Genomic DNA, 16,270 nt, shown 5'->3' with positions numbered 1-16,270 from the left:
CCCCGCCCCCATCCGGCGCTGACAGCGGTGACCGTCGGCGCCGACGCCGAGCGTGGTGGCCAGGTTCTCTGCTCCCGCGCGCCCGTCAGGGCTTCAGGCCCGCCCGCCTGAGGGCGATCTCGGACAGGTCGGCGATGACTTGCCGGTCGCCGCGGCGCCAGGCGTCGGCGAGGCCGCCTGCGGGGGTGGGGATCGCGGAGAGGGCGCGCGGCGGTCCCGTAAGGGCGCGCAGGGCCAGCAGGTCCGCGCCTCCGGGCGCGTCGAGGAGGTCCCGGATGGTGGCGCTGCGGCGGATCCAGCGCACGCGCAGGGGGAGCCACAGCAGCAGGATGAAGGCCACGGGGAGGACGATCAGGGCGAGCGTGGCCAGGGTCGCCACCTGGCTGACGACGTCCTGCAGTGACTGTCCCGCGTCGGCGAGTCCGGTGCCCGCGTCGGCCGCGGACCGGAACGGCTTCCTCAGGAGGTCGCCGACGAGCGGCACCCCGGAGGCGGTGTCGCCGGCTTCGGTGAGGGCGCTGGCCAGGCTTTCGCCGGAGCTCTCGACCTTGCGTCCGGGTTCGGCCAGCCGCATGATCGCGCCGTGGACGGTCAGGGCGAACTTCACCGCGACGGCGATCAGCAGTACGGCCATCAGGTCCGCAAGGATCTGTCGGTTCCGCCGTGCGGGGGTCTGGGCGTAGAGACGCATGGGCTGCTCCTGTTCCGGCGCTGGCGGCAGGGGTAGGCCGGCCACTCGACCGTATGCCGGACTCGGCCGTCACGTGGTGTCCGCCGGTATTCGGCCTTGACGCGTCGCCAGGTTGGCCCAGTGCGTGCCGTTGCCGTGGGACAACCGGCGGGTCCGCTGGTTCCGCAGGACGCCGTGGGCCGCGGGCCGTCGGCGGCGTCATCGCGAGCGACTGGTTCCGTACCGGCCCTTTGGTCAGTCCTCGCCGGGAACGGCGGCGAACACGGGGGCGCCGACGGCCCGCGCCAGGCGGTATCGCCCGAGCGCCCGGTCGAAGCGGGCGCGGCTGCCCGGCAGGGCTCCGCGGAGGTCGGCGATCAGCGAGCCGTCCGGCACGCCGGCGGCGAGGCGGGCGACCAGCGGGTCCGGGCTGCGGCGGAGTTCGGCAGCGGGGTGCAGCGGCAGTTCGGGGCCGTCCGGCTGCAGGAGGTCCCAGAAGTCGTCGGCGTACGGCTGGACGCCTTCCTCGAAGCCGGTCTGCTCGACCAGTTCCTCCGCCGTGGCGATGAGCCGCTCGAGCCAGAGCGGCAGCGAGTCGGCTTCGACGTGGAGGCCGCCCTCGCGGTACTGCATCAGGACCTGGCCCCACCGGCCGTCGGCCTCGATGTCGACCCAGGTGACGCCGCCGCCCCCGTCGTCGGTGACCAGCCAGTGGGGGTGCGGCAGGCCGTGGTCGCCGGCCTGGCGGGGGTGGCCCGTCAGCGTGAACTCCACCGGCGGCACGGCGAAGCCGCCGAGTCGGCCCAGCAGTTCGCGGGCGTCGGCCGGCACCGGGACGGGCCAGCGGTCGAAGTCGGCAGCCGTGGCGCCGGGTTGTACCGCGAGGTCGAACGGGACTCGGGCGGCCAGCAACCGCAGCCGCTCGAGGAGGGTGTCACCGGAGATCACCCGGCCAAGCTACCGGAGCGGTTCCCGGCAGCGGGAGCCCGTGTGCCCGGCCGAGGCTGTCGGGGCATCGGCCGTCATCGGGCGACCACGCCCGGGCCCGCCGCCCGGTGCGCCGGTGAGGATTCATCCCTTCGGGTCAAGCGGGGGCGGGTGACTGAGGCGAATGGCCCAGCATCGGGACACTGGGCGGGCCGTGCATCGGATGAGATGCCTAACGTCGCTGCCAGACACATCGGTGCTCGCGCAGCTTGTGGAGGTGCCATGTCCCGTCGACGCAGCTTGCTGGCGGGGGTTTGCGCGACCGCGGTCGCCCTCGCTCTGCTCCTGACCGGGGGCGCCCAGGGCGTCCAGACGCCGCACCGGCAGGACTCCGGTACACGTGCCGGGGGCGAGGTCGCGCTGGGCGCCTACCTGCACTACGGATCGCCCGGCGTCGAGCGGATGCAGGAGCTGTCGCGCTGGCTCGGGGGTACCGAGCTGCGCGCCGGGCACACCTACCTGCCGGGCGACACCTGGGCGAACATCGAGGGGGCACCCGATTCCCTGCGCACCTGGGCGCGGTGGCGCAACGAGAGGGCCGACCGGCTGTTCGTCCTGAACGTGCCCATGCAGGAGCGCAACGAGGCCCGCCTCCCCGACGCGCGGGTCGCCGAGCTGATCCGCACCGGTGCGCGGGGCACTCACGACCACCACTTCCGGCGGCTGGCCGAGCGCCTGGTCGACCTCGACGTGCCGGACACCGTGATCGTGCTCGGCTGGGAGATGAACGGCTTCGACTACACCCACCGTTGCCGGCCCGACCCCGAGAACTGGAAGAAGTACTGGCGGCGCATCGTGGCCGCCATGCGCTCCGTGAAGGGACAGGACTTCCGCTTCGACTTCGCCCCCAACCGTGGCGGCGACGCGATCGCGTGGACCCGGTGCTACCCGGGTGACGACGTCGTCGACGTCGTCGGGATGGACTCGTACGACCAGGAACCCGGCCGGACCTTCGACGAGCAGGTCGCCCAGCCCTACGGCCTGCGGCAGCAGGTCGATTTCGCGAGGGCTCACGGCAAGGAGATCTCGTACCCCGAGTGGGGGCTGTTCCGGCACGGCGACAATCCCGAGTACGTGCGGCGCATGCTGGAGTGGATCGAGGAGCACCGGCCGCTGTACCACAGCATCACGGACTTCTGCCCGCACGGCGTGTGGCAGTGCGGGCAGAACCCGCGCTCCTCGCGGGTGTTCCGGGACTTCCTCTCCGGTGGCCAGCGCCGCCTCACGGGTTGAGCGTGACGGCGTTGGCGAACGGCCCGGGAGGAGCGTGCGTACCCGGACGCCGGCACCGTGCCCGCGGGCGTCCCGTCCGTCCCCGCGGCCTCAGGGCGGGCTGTGTCTCGGACCGCGCGGTGCGGGCCGTGGGTCGGTCTCGGTCTCGGGGAGGAGCCCGAGCATGTCCAGCAGCAGCGCCAGCTCGCTCGCGTCGGCGGCCCGTGAAGCGACAAAGTGGCGGGCTGCCGCACGGTCCGTGGTCCCGGAAGATGCCAGGAATGCCGGCTCGTCACAACCAAAGGGATCCTTCACCCGGCCGATCCCACCACGGTCACCCGCTCTGTGCACGCGCAGTGGGCCGTCTGATCGACCGGCCTGATCGACCAGCCTGATCGACTGGTCTGACGGGTCGGCCTGACCGGTCGGACTGACCAGTCGGTGAGATCCGGCAGCGAGATCTGGGCGGGGCGACCCCAGGAACGGCCCGGGGACGACGGGGTTCGGCCCGGATCCTGCTGCGCCCCGGCTCTGGAGCGGGGCCGGACGGAGGTTGGACGGGGGGTCGGACGGCCCGTCCGCGGCGGGCCTCCGGATGGGCCGTTCGGGGGAGGACGGCGCCGGGGCGTACGGCCTAGCCTGGACCGGCAGTGGTGGGGGACCGGGGGGCCGAGTCCGAAGGAAGAGCGCCTCCATGGGCATCACCCGCAGTTCCGCAAGCCGTCTTCGGGCGGGATCCGCCGTGGCGGCCGCTGCCGTCCTCGTCCTGTCGGCGGCCGCCGGTGCATCGGCCTCCGCGGCCCCGAGCGGCCAGGCCGCCCCGGTCGGCGGGCCGGCCGTGCCGTCGGCGGCGGGGCGGTCGTCCGCCGTGCGTGCCCCCGGTCCGGAGCAGGTGCCGCTGGGCATCTCCCGGCTGGCACAGGGCCCGGGTCACGACATCGCCATCACCATCGACGACGGTCCTGACCCGCGCTGGACGCCCCAGGTCCTCGAGGTGCTGCGGGAGAACCACGTTAAGGCCACCTTCTGCATGATCGGAACCCGCGCGCAGCAGTATCCGGACCTGGTGCGCTCGGTCGCCGCCGAGGGGCACAGCCTCTGCGACCACTCGGTCGACCACGACGTGACCATGGACCACAAGCCCGTCGCGTACCAACGGCAGCAGATCCTCGACGGCAAGTCCATGATCGAGCGGGCCGCACCCGGCGTCGCCGTACGCTACTACCGCGCTCCCGGTGGCGCCTTCACCCCCGACAGCCGCGCGATAGCCGCCGCGAGCGGGATGCGGCCGCTGGGCTGGAGCGTGGACCCCAAGGACTGGAGCAGGCCCGGCCTGCCGTCGATCGTCGCCGCAGTGGAGGGGAACCTGCCCCCACAGCCGACGGTCCTCTTCCACGACGGGGGCGGCGACCGCAGCGAGACGGTCGCCGCGCTCAAGGAATACCTGCCGTGGCTCACGGCGCACGGCTACACCTTCACTTTTCCGAAGCTCACCACCCCGTAGATCCGCGGTCACCCGGTTGACGGGCGCGGCGCACCGATGAGGGCATGCCGTCCGGTTCCCCCGCCGAGTGGTGACATGCGTCACGGCCTGCATGTCGCCGTGGCCCCGTCTGTGGTGATCCTCCGCTCTGGACATTTCGCCGTATGTACCTGTTTGGCGGTGACATGCCGTACTCCGGCAGAAACGGAACCCGGCGCTCCTGTTTCCTCGCCTTCAACAGTGCTGACGGGGGTGGGTTCTGTCGGCGGGCCAGGCGGGTGCCGGACCGGCCGCGACGGGAGGATGCACGATCTTGAGGCCGTTTCAAGCCGCGTCCCGAACGTCCCGCGCGGCTGAGCGGGGGTGGCTTGCCAGGCCGCCGGCGGGCTTCTAAGAATGGCGATTCCTCCGGCGCCTTCGCGGTCCGGCGCCGGGAGCTTCGCGATCACCGAGTGAGGTCCCGCATGAAGAAGCACCGTAGGAAGACGCACCACAGGAAAATAGCCGTCGCCATCGGGGCGCTGGCCCTGGTGGCCGTACCCACCACGGCCATGGCCTGCCTCGACCCGCAGGAGACCGGCCCGATGCGGTCCGTCGCCGCCGAGCAGGAGAGCCCTCCCCGGTACGCCGACTCCCAGGGCGACCCCTACGACGAGCCCTACGGCGACCCCGGCGCGCAGCTGCCCGCGGAGGTCCCGGTTCAGGTCGGCGGCCCCGCCGGGATCGTCGAGCAGCCCGTCGTCCAGCCGCCCGCCGAGCCGGCAGCGACCCCCGCGCCCTCGGACTCCGTGGCACCCTCCGGTGCACCGGCCGAGGTCCTCGCGCTCGTCAACGAGGAGCGCGCCGCGGTCGGGTGCCCCGCGCTGACCGTCAACGCGATGCTGACGAAGGCCGCGCAGGACCACAGCGAGGACATGGCGGCCCACTCCACCATGTCCCACACCGGCTCCGACGGATCCGACCCGGGTCAGCGGATCACCCGTGCCGGGTACCAGTGGAGTACGTACGCCGAGAACGTCGCGTACGGCTACGACACCGCCGCCAAGGTCATGGACGGCTGGATGAACAGCCCGGGGCACAAGCGGAACATCCTCGACTGCGACGTCAAGGAGATCGGCATCGGCCTCGCGCAGCCCGGCCAGTACTGGACGCAGGACTTCGGCGCCGCCCGCTGATCCGGCCGCTTCCGCAGCCGGCGGACGACGAGTGCGGGTGCCCGTCCTACTGGAGCCGGGACACGTCGACCGACTCGGCGGGCGCGGGGGGCGTGGCCGGGACGGGCTCGTCGAAGGCGGAGAAGGTTGCCTCGACCCGCGTGCCGGGAGCTTCGGTGCCCTCGATCCGCAGGAGGTACGGCTCGTCCTCGGTGGAGACCTGGTACGCGCCCGTCTCGTCGTCGTGCCGGCTCTCCACCGTGATGGCCGGACGGCCGTCGACGGCGGTCCGCGCCCCCTTGGCCAGCTCTTCGTTCGCCGGTTTCGAGGAGAACTCCTTCTTGAAGGAGTCCAGGTCGCACAATTCGGCGAAGTCCCGCAACAGGAAACTGCCCGTAGTGCCGTGCAGATAGCGGCCGTTGACGAGTGCGATCGCCTCCTCTGCCGCGGAGCCCGGGATCCGGGCCCGCAGAAGGGCGTCGTCGAGCTTCATCCACACGTCGTCGCCGCGTTTGATGATGTCGGCCGTGCCCGAGCCTCCGGGAGGCGTGACGGTCCCGACGCAGTTGCCCCCTTCGTCGAATCGGAGGTCCAGGGCGGTGGTGCCCGACTTGTCGGTCACCACGGCCACCATGCGCATGGACGTGACGCCGGACATGGCCTCACGCGAGGCGTCCGCGATGGCCCGGGCGCTCTTGTCGGCGATGCCGTTGTCATCGGCCCCGGCGGCTCCCGCGCCCACGAGGACCGACAGACAGGCAGCTCCGGCGGCCGCACAGCGTGCCGCTGCCGCCCGGTGTGCGGACATCAGGCCCACCTCCCTCCGGCCGCCTCCGGATGGCATCCGCCATCGCCATGGCCATCGCCCTGGCCTCCGGTACGGCCGTCACCTGATCAGCGTAGGTCCGCGCCGCTGCGGGCGCAGTCCGGGCGCCCCCTCTCGGCTTCGCGGGCCGGCTCAGCTCATCACGGGGTGGCGCCGGTGGGCGCCTGGCCGGTCTCCGGGTCGGCCGCGGTGTGCACGAGCTGCTCGCGGAGGTACCTCCACACGACGCCGATCAGCGCCGCGGCCGGAACCGCCAGCAGGCTGCCGACCACTCCGGCCAGACTGCCGCCCAGGGTCACCGCCAACAGGACCACCGCCGCGTGGAGCCCGAGACCGCGGCTCTGGATCATCGGCTGGAAGACGTTGCCCTCCAGCTGCTGCACCACGATGATGATCACCAGCACGATCAGCGCGTCCGTCAGACCGTTCGAGACCAGCGCGATGAGCACCGCGACCAGGCCGGCGAACAAGGCGCCCACGATCGGCACGAACGCGGACACGAAGGTCAGTACCGCCAGGGGCAGCACCAGGGGAACGCCGACGATCCACAGCCCCAGCCCGATGAAGGCGGCGTCGAGCAGACCGACGAACGCCTGTGAGCGCACGAACGAACCGAGGGTCTCCCAGCCGCGCTCGGCGACCACGGGGACGTCGGTGGCGAGGCGGCCGGGGAGCTGCCGGGTGAGCCACGGCAGGAACCGCGGGCCGTCCTTGAGGAAGAAGAACATCAGGAAGATCGCCAGGACGGCGGTGACCAGACCACTGAAGATGGTGCTCACGCCGGTGACGACCGTGGAAACCGTGGTGCCCACGCTCTTCTGGACCCGGTCGACCGCACTGTCGAACGCCGCCGTGATCTGGGCGTCGCCGATGTTCAGCGGCGGCCCGGCAGCCCACCCGCGCAACTGCTGGATCCCCTTGACCACGCCGTCGCCCAGCTCGCCGGCCTGCGACGCCACCGGCACGGCGATCAGTGCCACGACGCCTGCGGCGACCACGAGGAACAGTACGGTCACCAAGGACGCGGCCACAGCGGGAGGCCAGCCGCGCCGGCGCAGGAACGCGACCAGGGGCCACGTCAGCGTGGTGAGCAACAGGGCCACGACCAGCGGCCAGACCACCGACCACATCCGACCCAGGAGCCACAGCGTCGCGGCGGCCGTCACGAGGACCAGCAGCAACTCGGCGGAGACCCGTGCGGACGCCCGGAGCGCGGACCCCGTCTTTCTCGAACTCAGCGTGTCAGACATGGGCTCACCCTATGGAACGCCCCCACGCCACCGGCCCCGGCCCCGATGGGTACGGCTCATGCGGGTGGGGCACGACCGGCCCCGGCAACTCCCGCGCTGCTCCTGCGGCTTCGGACTTCCCCATGAGCGACTGGTCCGGGGGTCTCGGCAGTTCCGGACCGCGCACCGCGACCGGGGCACCGCCGGGCCGGGCATGGAGGGGGGAATGCAGGGTATTCGCGGGGCATGACGGCTGGTGGAGCGGTACGCGAGGGTGTGGAGACCGCGTCGAGGGGCGGCAAGGTACGGGGGTGCTGGCCCGGTGCGGCCTGGTGACGCGCGGGCTGCTGTACGTACTCATCGGCGTACTCGCGGTGCGCGTCGCCTTCGGCGTGAGCGGCGAGCAAGCGGACCGGACGGGCGCACTGCAGGAGCTCGCGGAGAAGCCCTTCGGCGGTGTCCTCGTGTGGGCCGTCGGCATCGGCCTGGTCTGCATGATGCTCTGGCGGCTTTCGGAGGCGGCGCTGGGTGCGGCCGGCCCCGACGGGGACAAGCCCGGCAAGCGACTGGCCGCGGCGGCCCGGGCCGTGTTCTACGGGGTCGTCGCCTTCTCCGTGCTCTCCTTCGCCGCCGGCACCGGCGGCGGCGGCCGGTCGGGCGACGAGCAGTCGCGCGATGTGACGGCCCGCGTGCTCGATGTACCCGGTGGTCCGTGGTGGGTGGCGGCAACGGGGGCGGGGATCGCCATCGGCGGTGTCGTGATCGCCGTACAGGCGGCGCGGCGCACCTTCCGCAAGCACCTGGCGATGGACCGGCAGTCCGAGCAGCTCCGCACGGCGGTCGAGATCCTCGGGGTGGTGGGCGGTGTGGCGCGCGGCGCCGTCTTCGCCGCGGCCGGCGCCTTCGCCGTGCACGCCGCCCTGAGCTACGACCCGGCGAAGGCGAAGGGGGTCGACGGCACGCTCCGCGCGTTCACCCAGACCCCCGCAGGCCCGTGGCTGCTCATGGTGGTCGCCGCCGGGCTGGTGCTGTTCGGGCTGTTCTCCTGGGCCATGGCCTGTTGGCGCCGGGTCTGAGCGAGTCGAGAACCAGGGCCCGGCATTCGGTTTGGGCAGCGGAGAACGGGCCAGAAGCGTGGACAGGGAGTCCGCGGCGGTGAGCGGCGCGGGCTCCCGAGCGGCCCGAGCCGCGTAGTGGCTTCCCCCCGCCACTACGCGGCCGGGACGCAGGCCGCACGTCTACATGGGGTCCATGGTGCCGCTGCCCCTGCCGTTCTCCCGCTCGCTCTTCTGGCGGATGTACAGGGCCTTGGCGGTCAGCCGGTCCCGCTCCGCGGGGTCGGCGGCCCGCTGCGCCGCCTGCTCCAGTTCCTGAGCCTTGTCGCGCATCTGCCGGGCCCGCTCGCTCGGCTGGCTTTCGGTGCTCATGATCGGTCCTCGATGAGAGTCGGAGGCTGGGGTCCTCCAAGCCAAGCAGGAGCACGCGGGACCCGCCACCGTGACGTCCCGAGGGCGGCGGACCGCGTAGCTCCGGGGGAGCGGGGCTGGGCCTACCGGGCCTTGCGGGCGTGCAGGACGTACGCCTCCAGAGGGAGGGGGGTGTGGTCGAGCAGCTCCAGTCCGGCGTCGGCCAGCAGGCGGGCGTAGTGCTCGGCTCGGCGTTCGCGACCGCCGACGTTGCACATCATGTGGAGGTCCCAGGCCGTGGCCAGCGAGGGGGCACCGTCGGCGGGCAGCAGTCGTTCGACGACCAGCAGGTCGGCGTGCGCGGGCATCGCGCGGGCGCAGTGGCGCAGGATCTCCCGGCACCGGTCGTCGTCCCAGTCGTGCAGGATGCGGGAGAGGACGTACACGTCGCCGCCGTGCGGTACGTCTGCGAAGTCGCCGCTGCGGTAGTCGCAGCGATCACCGCAGCCCGTGGCGTCGAGCGAGCGGCGGGCGGCCTCGACGGCGTGCGGGCGCTCCAGGAGCGTGCCCCGCAGCCCCGGGTGCGCGGTCAGGATGCGCCCGAGGAGTTCGCCGTTGCCGCCGGCGACGTCGACGACGGTCCGCGGGGTGGGCGCCTGGGCCGCGGCGGTGATCACGGGGTGGGCGGGGAGCGGTTGGAACATGCGCGAGCTGGCGGCCATGGAACGGTCGAAGAGGTCGGCGAGTTCGGGGTCCCGTGCGAAGTGGTCGAAGTAGCCAGGTTCTCGGGGCGGGTGGCGGTGCGCCGGGCGAGCTCCCGGGTGCCGGTGGCCGCGTACGGGTCCATCGCGTCGGGCAGGCCCAGGCGCGCGAACGCGGCGAGGGCCTGGGTGGTCCATGCGCCGGTGAGCAGGCGCAGGAGCGTCTCGGCGGGCCGGTCCGCGTCCGGGCGCTGCTGAGGGTCCGCGCGGAGGTGGTCGGCGAGGGCGTCCCGGTGGTCGCCGGGCGTGTAGAGCTCCAGGCGGCGGTAGCCGCACGCCCCGGCCGCGGGGGTGGTGAAGTAGAGGACGGTGCCGTCCTCGTGCGGGTTGTACCCGCCGCCGTCGGGGCGGGCGCCGTGCCGGGTGAGCACCGCGCACAGGCCGCGCAGCACCAGGGGGTCCGGGTGCTCCAGTTCGAGGGCCAGGTGGGCCTCGTGGCCCCGGACGCGTTCGTGCGCGGCGATCGCTTCCAGGCCCGAGGGCGCGGGCACCGTCAGGGCGAACACCTCCACCGCGCGGCGCTCTCCGGCCGGGCCCTGGACGCGGGGGCGCAGGATCCGGACGTCGAGCTCGGCCAGGTCGCGGCGGTGGCGCCGGGCGAGCCGTTGCCGTACGACGACGCTGGGCTGGGACGGAATGTCGACGGCGAGCCCGCAGTCGGCGAGCCTGCGGCGCAGGTCCTGCGGGTCGGTGGGGAAGATCAGCAGGCCGGCGTGGGCGAAGCGGCAGTGCGGGGCCAGGGACTCCAGTTCCGGGCCGCGCAGGCCGGGCAGCAGGAGGGACAGCACGGTGGCGGTGTCGTGTTCCCGCACGAAGGCGACGGCCGTGCGCAGGCGGGCCGTGTCGTCGGGAAGCATCGTTCGCCTCGAAGCGGCGATCCGGCGGGGCGCGTCGCTTCGTCGGGGAGGGTCGTCGTCATCGCAGAGGTTTCTCGGGCGGTGCTGGGGCGGGTGCTCCGGCGGAGCTGGGCATGGTGGAGCTGGGCATGGTGGACCGGCGCGTGGTGGACCGGCTGTGGGGTGGTCGAGCGTGGAAGGCGGTACGGGTACGGGGTAGAGCAGTGGTCACATGCCGACGTAGTTTTCGGCGAACCAGTCCTGGTGGGCGCGGGAGGTGCGCAAGGAGTCGAGGCGGGCGCGCCGAAGGGAAGCCTGGAAGAACGATCCGCCCGGTTGGTCCCGGGCCGGGATCGCGTGCAGCAGTCCGGTCATCCACTGGGTGAACTCCTGCGCGCGCCAGATGTGCGCCAGGCTCCGCGCCGAGTAGCGGTCGAGGGCCGTGCCGTCCCCTCCGCCGAGGGTCTCGGCGAGGGCTCCGCCCAAGAGCTCCGCCTCCAGCACGGCGAGGTTCGCGCCCTTCGCGGCAGCCGGTGCGGCCAGGCTCGCGGCATCGCCGGCGAGCAGGAGCGAGCCGTGACACAGCGGTTCGATCACGTCGCACGCAAGGTCGACGACGCCGCGCTCGATGATCGGCCCCCTGCGCAGCGGGCCGTGTTCCGCGGCGCCCATCCGCAGGTCGAGTTCGTCCCAGATCCGCTCCTCGGACCAGGCGTCGGCGGGGGTGCCGCGCCGGTACTGCAGGTAGTACCGCGTGACCTGCGGGCTGCGGGCCATGTGGCCGGCGAAGCCGCGGTCGTGGACGGCGTAGCCGACGGCGTCGAGACTGGGCGGAGCTTCGGCGAGCAGGCCGAGCCAGCTCACTCCGTGGTCGTGGTGGTGGCGGACCGCGCCGGGCGGCAACGAGCGGCGGGACGCTCCGTGGCGGCCGTCGTAGCCGGCGACGTACCGGGCGTCCCATCGGGTGGGGCGGCCGTCCGGCTCCCGGGTGGTGACGTAGGGCCGGGCGCCGTCGGCGTCGTGGACCGCCAGGGCCTCGGTCGCGAAGTGGATCCTGCCACCGGCGTCGAGGTAGTGCGCCAGGAGGTCCGTCACCAGGTTCTGCTGCGGGTAGACGGTGTGCCGCTCGCCGCGGCCCAGGGAGCCGTAGTCGAGGCGGAAGCGGCCGTCCCCGGTACGGAACTCGCACGTACCGTGGGTGCGCCCGTTGCGGTGCAGCCCGTCGGCGAGGCCGTGGCGGTCCAGGATCCGTACGGTGTTCGGCGCGAGGAAGCCGGCCCGGGCCCGGGTCTGGACGTGTGACCGGTCGGCGCGTTCGAGAACGACGCAGTCGATCCCGGCGGCGAGCAGGAGGTTGGCGAGCACCAGGCCGGCGGGGCCCGCGCCGAGCACGACCACATCGGCCGAGGCGCTTAAGCCTTGGAAATTCTGACTCTCTGTCATAGCGCGGGAATCATAAGCACGGAAAAACCGGAGGAAGATCACCAGTAACCCGCATGCAGCAATGGGCAGATAATCACCGGACCGTCGGGCGGAGTAGCGGAGCCGTCGGCGCACCCGGTAGCCGAAGTCGTCTGTCGGCACTGTTGATTGCTCTGCGTCGACACTCAACTGCTAGTGAAAAGTGGTCTGTTCAGGCCGCGTCGACGGGCGGCGCATTGGCCACTCCGAACGGTATGTGGACGCTCGGGGTGCCCTGTGCCGTGCCGTTCAGGTGGGAGACCTGGTCGTCGAAGAAGATGTGGGGATCGAGCGTCTTCATGACGGCGGCCTTGTCGATGCCTCCGAGGAAGAAGGCGTCGTTCACCCGAAGGCCCCACTCCTTCAGGCTCCGTAGGGCGCGTTCGTGTGCGGGGGCGTCCCGGGCGGTGACCAGGGACACCCGGAGACGGGGCCGGTACGCGGGGTCCCGGCGGTGCTGTTCGTCTTCTCGGCGCTGGATGCGGTTGATGCCCGCGAGGAAGTTCCGCAGCGGTCCCGGATCGTGGGGGGTGGCGACATGGCTGACTTCGTGTGCGCGGAAGGTTTCGATGCCGCCGTTCCGGTAGACGCGCTCGGAGGTGTCGCTCGCCACCACTCCGTCGAAGTCGAAGGCGATGCGGAGTTCGGGTTCGGTCTCGTCGTCGATGCGTGCCGTGTTCAGAACGTGTCCCGCGGGCAGCCCGGCCGCGACCGCTTCCCGTACGTCGGAACCGTTGGCCGACAGGAACAGCGACATGTTCAGCGCCGGCATGAAACCGTATGAGGGGCGCCCCTGTTGAAAGATCGCGCGACTGATGGGCAGGTGGTGCGCTGTGATCGAACGCATGACGCGCATCCCGGTGTCCGGGTCGTTGCGCGAGAGGATGATGACCTCGACCAGGGGGTCGGACCCGTCCGAGAGGTCGTTCAGCGACAGCAGGCGCCTGACGAACGGGAAGGCCACTCCCTTGGCCAGAAGTTCGTCGACGTGGTTCTCCTGGTACGTCCGGTAGACGTCCTCTCCGTGCTCCCGGAATACGGCGTCGCCGTCGGTCAGGTCGAACAGGGCGCTGGAGGCGATCCCCACGACCAGGCGGTCGGACAGGTCGTACTTCATGCTGCCCCCTGTTGGCGGACGTGCACTGTTGGGGTTCTTATCGCCGTTCGTGTCGCTGTGCATGCCGAACCCGCTCATCGGATCGCCGATCGGCAGGGCTGCGCGAGGGTCGTAGAGCGTCCGTTCGGGTGGCGTTGCCCCTTCGCGGGTGGTAAGTGCGCCTGGAAGTACGACGGTCCGTGCTGTGCTGTGGCCACGGCCCTAAGAGGGTCGTACGCGGGCCCGCCCGCTGTTCGCGGCAGCCCGCCCCAACAGCGAAGGAGGACTGATGTCGCACTACCCGAAGGACCGGCGAGAGCTGGGCAGGATCACGCAAGTGCTGCTGTTTCTCATGGTGTTGACAGTTCCGCTCTTGAACGTCTCCGGAGCCCACGCCGCCGCCGTCCACTCCAAACAGGGCCCCGACTGGGATGCCATCGCCCGGTGTGAATCCGGGGGGAATTGGCGGGCGAACACCGGCAACGGCCATTACGGCGGTTTGCAGTTCACCCAGTCGAGCTGGAAGGCGGCAGGAGGCCGCAAGTACGCACCACGCGCCGACCTCGCCACGAAGGCGGAGCAGATCGCCACGGCGAGGAGGCTTGCCAGGATCCAGGGAATGGGGGCCTGGACCTGCGCACGCCGCCGCTGACGGGCGCGCATCCAGGGCCCGTACTCGGGGGCCGGCGCCCGCCGGCCCCCGGTGCACCGCTCTGACCGGCGGATCAGTACGTTGACCTGCGGTTTCACCCGGAATGCAGGCGGGGTGGGGGAGTGGCGTGCGGATGCGGGCCCTGGGGCCCTGTGTCAGCTTGGTACGAGTGGGGGCCGTACCGGGGGGCGTCTTCCCCGAAGGGGTGCATCACAGATGAACCGACTTCTCGCCACGGCCGTGAGCACGGCCGCCGCAGCGCTTCTCGTCGCCGGCGGGGCCGCCTCGGCCTTCGCCGCCGGGCCCACCGACGACGCGACCACGAAGCTGTGCAGCAGTCTGACCGAACTCAAGGCCGACAACGCGAAGTTGCGTGCGCTCGACCCGGCGACAGCGACCAAGGACCAGATCAAGGACGCGCACAAGGCCGTCCAGGACGACTCGAAGACCGTCGCCGAGTCCACCGCGCAGTTCAATGCCGCTCAGAAGGACGCGGTCAAGTCTGCCGCCGCCGATGTGAAGAAGACGTACGAGGACCTGCCCGGCGACACCACTGGGGCCGAGGCCCTCACCAAGCTCACCCCTGACCTGCAGAAGCTCGACACGGCCGTCGCGAGCGCCCAAAACGGCCTGCAGTGCTATTGATTCGGACGCACCGCCGGGCGGGGCGCCAGTAGGGCGCCCCGCACCGGCCCGGGCGGCCTCCTCAGCCGGTGGCAGCCCAGCGGGCCGTGACCAGCGCGGCTTGCTCCTGGAGGGCCGATACCAGCTCCTGGGCGCTGCCGGCCGACGTCGAGCGGAGTACCGCGACACTGATCTCCCGGGCGAGATCGGGGCCCGCCGGCGGGCGTACGACCAGGTCGGCGAGGGGAGAGCCCAGCGCGAGTCGTGGGATCAGCGCCACACCCGTGCCCGCGGCCACGAGGCCCTGGACGACCGCGTAGTCGTCCGTGCGCATGGCGTGCACCGGCTGGAAGCCCTGCTGCCCGCACGCCCAGGAGAGCACCCGGTCGCACGGATCGTGCGGGTCCGCGGCGCCCACCCAGTGGGCGTCGCGCAGATCGACGAGCGGAACCCTGTCCAGAGCCGCACACGGATGGTCCCGCGGCATCACGAGGAGGAGCGGGTCCGCGAGCAGGGGGTGGAGCTCGAAGTCCTCGTCCAGGTCGAGACGGTCACCGGGTTGGGAGAAGACGAGCGCGGCCTGCAGCTCCCGTGCCCGCAGGCCCCGCAGGAGCAGGGGAAGCTCACCCTCGGTGAGCGCGATGTGGACGCCCTGTTGGTGGAGGCGCTTGACCGCCGGGGCCAGCAGCGTCGAGCACCGCCTCGGCGTGCGGGAGCAGTGACTCACCGAGCTCGGTGAGCAGGGCGCCCCGCGGCCCGCGCTGGACGAGGGGGGCGCCCAGGTAGGCCTCCATGGTGGCCAGGTGGTGGGTGATCGTGGGCTGGCTGTAGTGCAGTGCGCGCGCGGCGCCGGCCAGCGATCCCTCCTGGGCGATGGAGCGCAGGACCTGGAGATGTCGTACCTCGAGCGTATAGACGGCCAGATCGGTCGCCCGGCAGCCGGTCGACCGGGCCCTGTTCGAGGCGTCCGAGGAAGGCCTGCGCCGTGGTCGGGCCACGCTGGGCCACTGGGAGCGCACCCTGCGCGCGGCTCCCGGAGTCATGCAGGCCAAGACCTCCACCCCGGACGAGGCCCCCCCGTGACTGGGCGGCCATCCGGTCGCCGGCCCTGGCCGGCGCCGCACGCGTGCTGGCCTCACGGACCGGGGCCAACGGGGGAGCGGTGCTCCTGTCCATGACCGCACTGCTGCTCGCGGCACGGACGGGAGAGGACTCGGCCCTTCTCCGGCTGATCGTCGCCACCCGCTCAGACCCGCGGGACCGGGAGTTCGTCGGCGCGCAGAACCAGAACGGCCTGCTGCGCGTGGGCCCGGCGGACGAGTCGGCCGAAGCCTTCGTACGCCGCTGCGCGGGCGCCACCCTGGCGGCCTCCCGGCGGTGCGAGGGCGATCCGCAAGCCGTCGAAGCGCTGGCCGGCGACATCGCGCACGAGCGTGGATTCCTCCCGGGCGGCTACAGCTTCTTCAACGACGTCCGCTTCAAGGGGGCCGAGCGGTTCAGAGCGCCCGACGCGGCGGAAGCGCAGCGCGCACCCGGTCCGGACGACTGGGCCGCCGAACTCGGCCTGACGGACCTGCGGACCATCCGGCGGCCGGGCCGCCAGGCGGGGGGCGAAGTTCTTCCTGTTCCTCGAAGAGCTCGACGAGTCCTGCCAGGTCACCCAGTCGGTGGACCCCGGTTTCCGTGAACTCGGCACGGCGGAAAGCTTCCTGGGCGGCCTGGAGGCGCTGGCCGTCGTCGCCGCCCGCGATCCTGAAGGCCCGGTCGCCGCACTCCTCCGGCTGGGAGCGGAGGGAGCCGACGCGGAGGCCATTGCGCGCTGACGCCGACGGTCCCTGTGCCCGACTGTCCCTGTGCCCGAATGTGCCTGTGC

The 16,270-nt window shown here is 72.2% G+C and carries 19 protein-coding genes; 8 read left to right on the top strand and 11 right to left on the bottom strand.

What is annotated here, in order from left to right:
* Window positions 1–85: 85 nt before the first annotated feature.
* Entirely contained in the window at window positions 86–691 is a 606-nt protein-coding gene (locus ACODT5_RS06420) for a hypothetical protein (protein WP_422518214.1), read from the bottom strand.
* 234 nt (window positions 692–925) lie between these two features.
* The gene (locus ACODT5_RS06415; RefSeq protein ID WP_422518213.1) at window positions 926–1,618 is read right to left on the bottom strand and encodes a hypothetical protein; all 693 of its coding nucleotides are present in this window, start codon (window positions 1,616–1,618) and stop codon (window positions 926–928) included.
* Window positions 1,619–1,879: 261 nt separating this feature from the next.
* Between ACODT5_RS06415 and ACODT5_RS06410 the strand changes: the two genes are divergently transcribed.
* From ACODT5_RS06410 to ACODT5_RS06400, 3 genes are all read left to right on the top strand, one after another.
* Window positions 1,880–2,890: a glycosyl hydrolase gene (locus ACODT5_RS06410; protein ID WP_422518212.1), complete on the top strand. Its 1,011-nt coding sequence runs from the start codon at window positions 1,880–1,882 to the stop codon at window positions 2,888–2,890.
* 673 nt (window positions 2,891–3,563) lie between these two features.
* Window positions 3,564–4,373, top strand: coding sequence for a polysaccharide deacetylase family protein (locus ACODT5_RS06405; RefSeq protein ID WP_422518211.1), 810 nt, complete (start codon window positions 3,564–3,566; stop codon window positions 4,371–4,373).
* A gap of 443 nt (window positions 4,374–4,816) precedes the next feature.
* Window positions 4,817–5,527, top strand: a complete 711-nt coding sequence (locus tag ACODT5_RS06400) for a CAP domain-containing protein (RefSeq protein WP_422518210.1) — start codon at window positions 4,817–4,819, stop codon at window positions 5,525–5,527.
* A gap of 46 nt (window positions 5,528–5,573) precedes the next feature.
* Here ACODT5_RS06400 and ACODT5_RS06395 read toward each other — a convergent pair whose 3' ends face one another.
* Together ACODT5_RS06395 and ACODT5_RS06390 are read right to left on the bottom strand one after the other, a co-directional pair.
* Entirely contained in the window at window positions 5,574–6,314 is a 741-nt protein-coding gene (locus tag ACODT5_RS06395) for a hypothetical protein (RefSeq protein WP_422518209.1), read from the bottom strand.
* 158 nt (window positions 6,315–6,472) lie between these two features.
* Window positions 6,473–7,582 (bottom strand): AI-2E family transporter, encoded by a 1,110-nt coding sequence (locus tag ACODT5_RS06390; protein WP_422518208.1) that lies wholly within the window; start codon window positions 7,580–7,582, stop codon window positions 6,473–6,475.
* A 290-nt stretch (window positions 7,583–7,872) separates the two neighbouring features.
* Here ACODT5_RS06390 and ACODT5_RS06385 point away from each other — a divergent pair, with 290 nt between their 5' ends.
* Window positions 7,873–8,637 carry a DUF1206 domain-containing protein gene (locus tag ACODT5_RS06385; RefSeq protein WP_422518207.1) on the top strand — a complete coding sequence of 255 codons (765 nt, stop codon included), beginning with the start codon at window positions 7,873–7,875 and terminating at the stop codon, window positions 8,635–8,637.
* 162 nt (window positions 8,638–8,799) lie between these two features.
* On the opposite strand, the gene ACODT5_RS06380 is transcribed toward ACODT5_RS06385, so the two are convergent.
* The 5 genes from ACODT5_RS06380 to ACODT5_RS06360 all read right to left on the bottom strand — a co-directional run bounded on the left by ACODT5_RS06380 (window position 8,800) and on the right by ACODT5_RS06360 (window position 13,142).
* Window positions 8,800–8,988, bottom strand: a complete 189-nt coding sequence (locus ACODT5_RS06380) for a DUF6381 family protein (protein ID WP_422518206.1) — start codon at window positions 8,986–8,988, stop codon at window positions 8,800–8,802.
* Window positions 8,989–9,110: 122 nt separating this feature from the next.
* Window positions 9,111–9,689 (bottom strand): methyltransferase, encoded by a 579-nt coding sequence (locus ACODT5_RS06375; protein WP_422518205.1) that lies wholly within the window; start codon window positions 9,687–9,689, stop codon window positions 9,111–9,113.
* Window positions 9,641–10,585: a hypothetical protein gene (locus ACODT5_RS06370; protein ID WP_422518204.1), complete on the bottom strand. Its 945-nt coding sequence runs from the start codon at window positions 10,583–10,585 to the stop codon at window positions 9,641–9,643. The genes ACODT5_RS06375 and ACODT5_RS06370 overlap by 49 nt, the downstream gene beginning before the upstream one ends.
* Window positions 10,586–10,792: 207 nt before the next feature.
* Window positions 10,793–12,007 (bottom strand): 4-hydroxybenzoate 3-monooxygenase, encoded by a 1,215-nt coding sequence (locus tag ACODT5_RS06365; RefSeq protein WP_422518203.1) that lies wholly within the window; start codon window positions 12,005–12,007, stop codon window positions 10,793–10,795.
* A gap of 190 nt (window positions 12,008–12,197) precedes the next feature.
* Window positions 12,198–13,142, bottom strand: coding sequence for a 5'-nucleotidase (locus ACODT5_RS06360; RefSeq protein WP_422518202.1), 945 nt, complete (start codon window positions 13,140–13,142; stop codon window positions 12,198–12,200).
* A gap of 268 nt (window positions 13,143–13,410) precedes the next feature.
* Here ACODT5_RS06360 and ACODT5_RS06355 point away from each other — a divergent pair, with 268 nt between their 5' ends.
* Together ACODT5_RS06355 and ACODT5_RS06350 are read left to right on the top strand one after the other, a co-directional pair.
* Window positions 13,411–13,773 (top strand): transglycosylase family protein, encoded by a 363-nt coding sequence (locus ACODT5_RS06355; protein ID WP_422518201.1) that lies wholly within the window; start codon window positions 13,411–13,413, stop codon window positions 13,771–13,773.
* 216 nt (window positions 13,774–13,989) lie between these two features.
* Complete coding sequence (locus tag ACODT5_RS06350) at window positions 13,990–14,418, top strand: hypothetical protein (protein ID WP_422518200.1); 429 nt, start codon at window positions 13,990–13,992, stop codon at window positions 14,416–14,418.
* A gap of 61 nt (window positions 14,419–14,479) precedes the next feature.
* Here ACODT5_RS06350 and ACODT5_RS06345 read toward each other — a convergent pair whose 3' ends face one another.
* Both ACODT5_RS06345 and ACODT5_RS06340 read right to left on the bottom strand, forming a co-directional pair.
* Entirely contained in the window at window positions 14,480–15,124 is a 645-nt protein-coding gene (locus ACODT5_RS06345; RefSeq protein ID WP_422518199.1) for a LysR substrate-binding domain-containing protein, read from the bottom strand.
* Window positions 15,021–15,440, bottom strand: coding sequence for a LysR family transcriptional regulator (locus ACODT5_RS06340; RefSeq protein ID WP_422518198.1), 420 nt, complete (start codon window positions 15,438–15,440; stop codon window positions 15,021–15,023). Before ACODT5_RS06340 ends, ACODT5_RS06345 begins: the two co-directional genes overlap by 104 nt.
* 131 nt (window positions 15,441–15,571) lie before the next feature.
* Here ACODT5_RS06340 and ACODT5_RS06335 point away from each other — a divergent pair, with 131 nt between their 5' ends.
* Window positions 15,572–16,084 (top strand): hypothetical protein, encoded by a 513-nt coding sequence (locus ACODT5_RS06335; RefSeq protein ID WP_422518197.1) that lies wholly within the window; start codon window positions 15,572–15,574, stop codon window positions 16,082–16,084.
* Window positions 16,065–16,220, top strand: a complete 156-nt coding sequence (locus ACODT5_RS06330) for a hypothetical protein (protein ID WP_422518196.1) — start codon at window positions 16,065–16,067, stop codon at window positions 16,218–16,220. The genes ACODT5_RS06335 and ACODT5_RS06330 overlap by 20 nt, the downstream gene beginning before the upstream one ends.
* Window positions 16,221–16,270 lie beyond the last annotated feature (50 nt).

The sequence above is a fragment of the Streptomyces tatrensis genome, assembly GCF_049310065.1.
In the GTDB taxonomy this organism is placed as follows: Bacteria; Actinomycetota; Actinomycetes; order Streptomycetales; family Streptomycetaceae; genus Streptomyces.
Note: the sequence above shows the minus strand (reverse complement) of the source record. Positions and strands in the feature narration are given on the sequence as shown.

Bases quoted from the DNA above. Each gene is read 5' to 3' on its own strand.
- ACODT5_RS06410 (WP_422518212.1), top strand. From the start codon at position 1,880: ATGTCCCGTCGACGCAGCTTGCTGGCGGGGGTTTGCGCGACCGCGGTC.
- ACODT5_RS06355 (WP_422518201.1), top strand. From the start codon at position 13,411: ATGTCGCACTACCCGAAGGACCGGCGAGAGCTGGGCAGGATCACGCAA.
- ACODT5_RS06400 (WP_422518210.1), top strand. From the start codon at position 4,817: ATGAAGAAGCACCGTAGGAAGACGCACCACAGGAAAATAGCCGTCGCC.
- ACODT5_RS06380 (WP_422518206.1), bottom strand. From the start codon at position 8,988: ATGAGCACCGAAAGCCAGCCGAGCGAGCGGGCCCGGCAGATGCGCGAC.
- ACODT5_RS06365 (WP_422518203.1), bottom strand. From the start codon at position 12,007: ATGACAGAGAGTCAGAATTTCCAAGGCTTAAGCGCCTCGGCCGATGTG.
- ACODT5_RS06360 (WP_422518202.1), bottom strand. From the start codon at position 13,142: ATGAAGTACGACCTGTCCGACCGCCTGGTCGTGGGGATCGCCTCCAGC.
- ACODT5_RS06375 (WP_422518205.1), bottom strand. From the start codon at position 9,689: ATGGCCGCCAGCTCGCGCATGTTCCAACCGCTCCCCGCCCACCCCGTG.
- ACODT5_RS06340 (WP_422518198.1), bottom strand. From the start codon at position 15,440: ATGACTCCGGGAGCCGCGCGCAGGGTGCGCTCCCAGTGGCCCAGCGTG.
- ACODT5_RS06395 (WP_422518209.1), bottom strand. From the start codon at position 6,314: ATGTCCGCACACCGGGCGGCAGCGGCACGCTGTGCGGCCGCCGGAGCT.
- ACODT5_RS06390 (WP_422518208.1), bottom strand. From the start codon at position 7,582: ATGTCTGACACGCTGAGTTCGAGAAAGACGGGGTCCGCGCTCCGGGCG.
- ACODT5_RS06350 (WP_422518200.1), top strand. From the start codon at position 13,990: ATGAACCGACTTCTCGCCACGGCCGTGAGCACGGCCGCCGCAGCGCTT.
- ACODT5_RS06335 (WP_422518197.1), top strand. From the start codon at position 15,572: ATGACCGCACTGCTGCTCGCGGCACGGACGGGAGAGGACTCGGCCCTT.
- ACODT5_RS06420 (WP_422518214.1), bottom strand. From the start codon at position 691: ATGCGTCTCTACGCCCAGACCCCCGCACGGCGGAACCGACAGATCCTT.
- ACODT5_RS06405 (WP_422518211.1), top strand. From the start codon at position 3,564: ATGGGCATCACCCGCAGTTCCGCAAGCCGTCTTCGGGCGGGATCCGCC.
- ACODT5_RS06370 (WP_422518204.1), bottom strand. From the start codon at position 10,585: ATGCTTCCCGACGACACGGCCCGCCTGCGCACGGCCGTCGCCTTCGTG.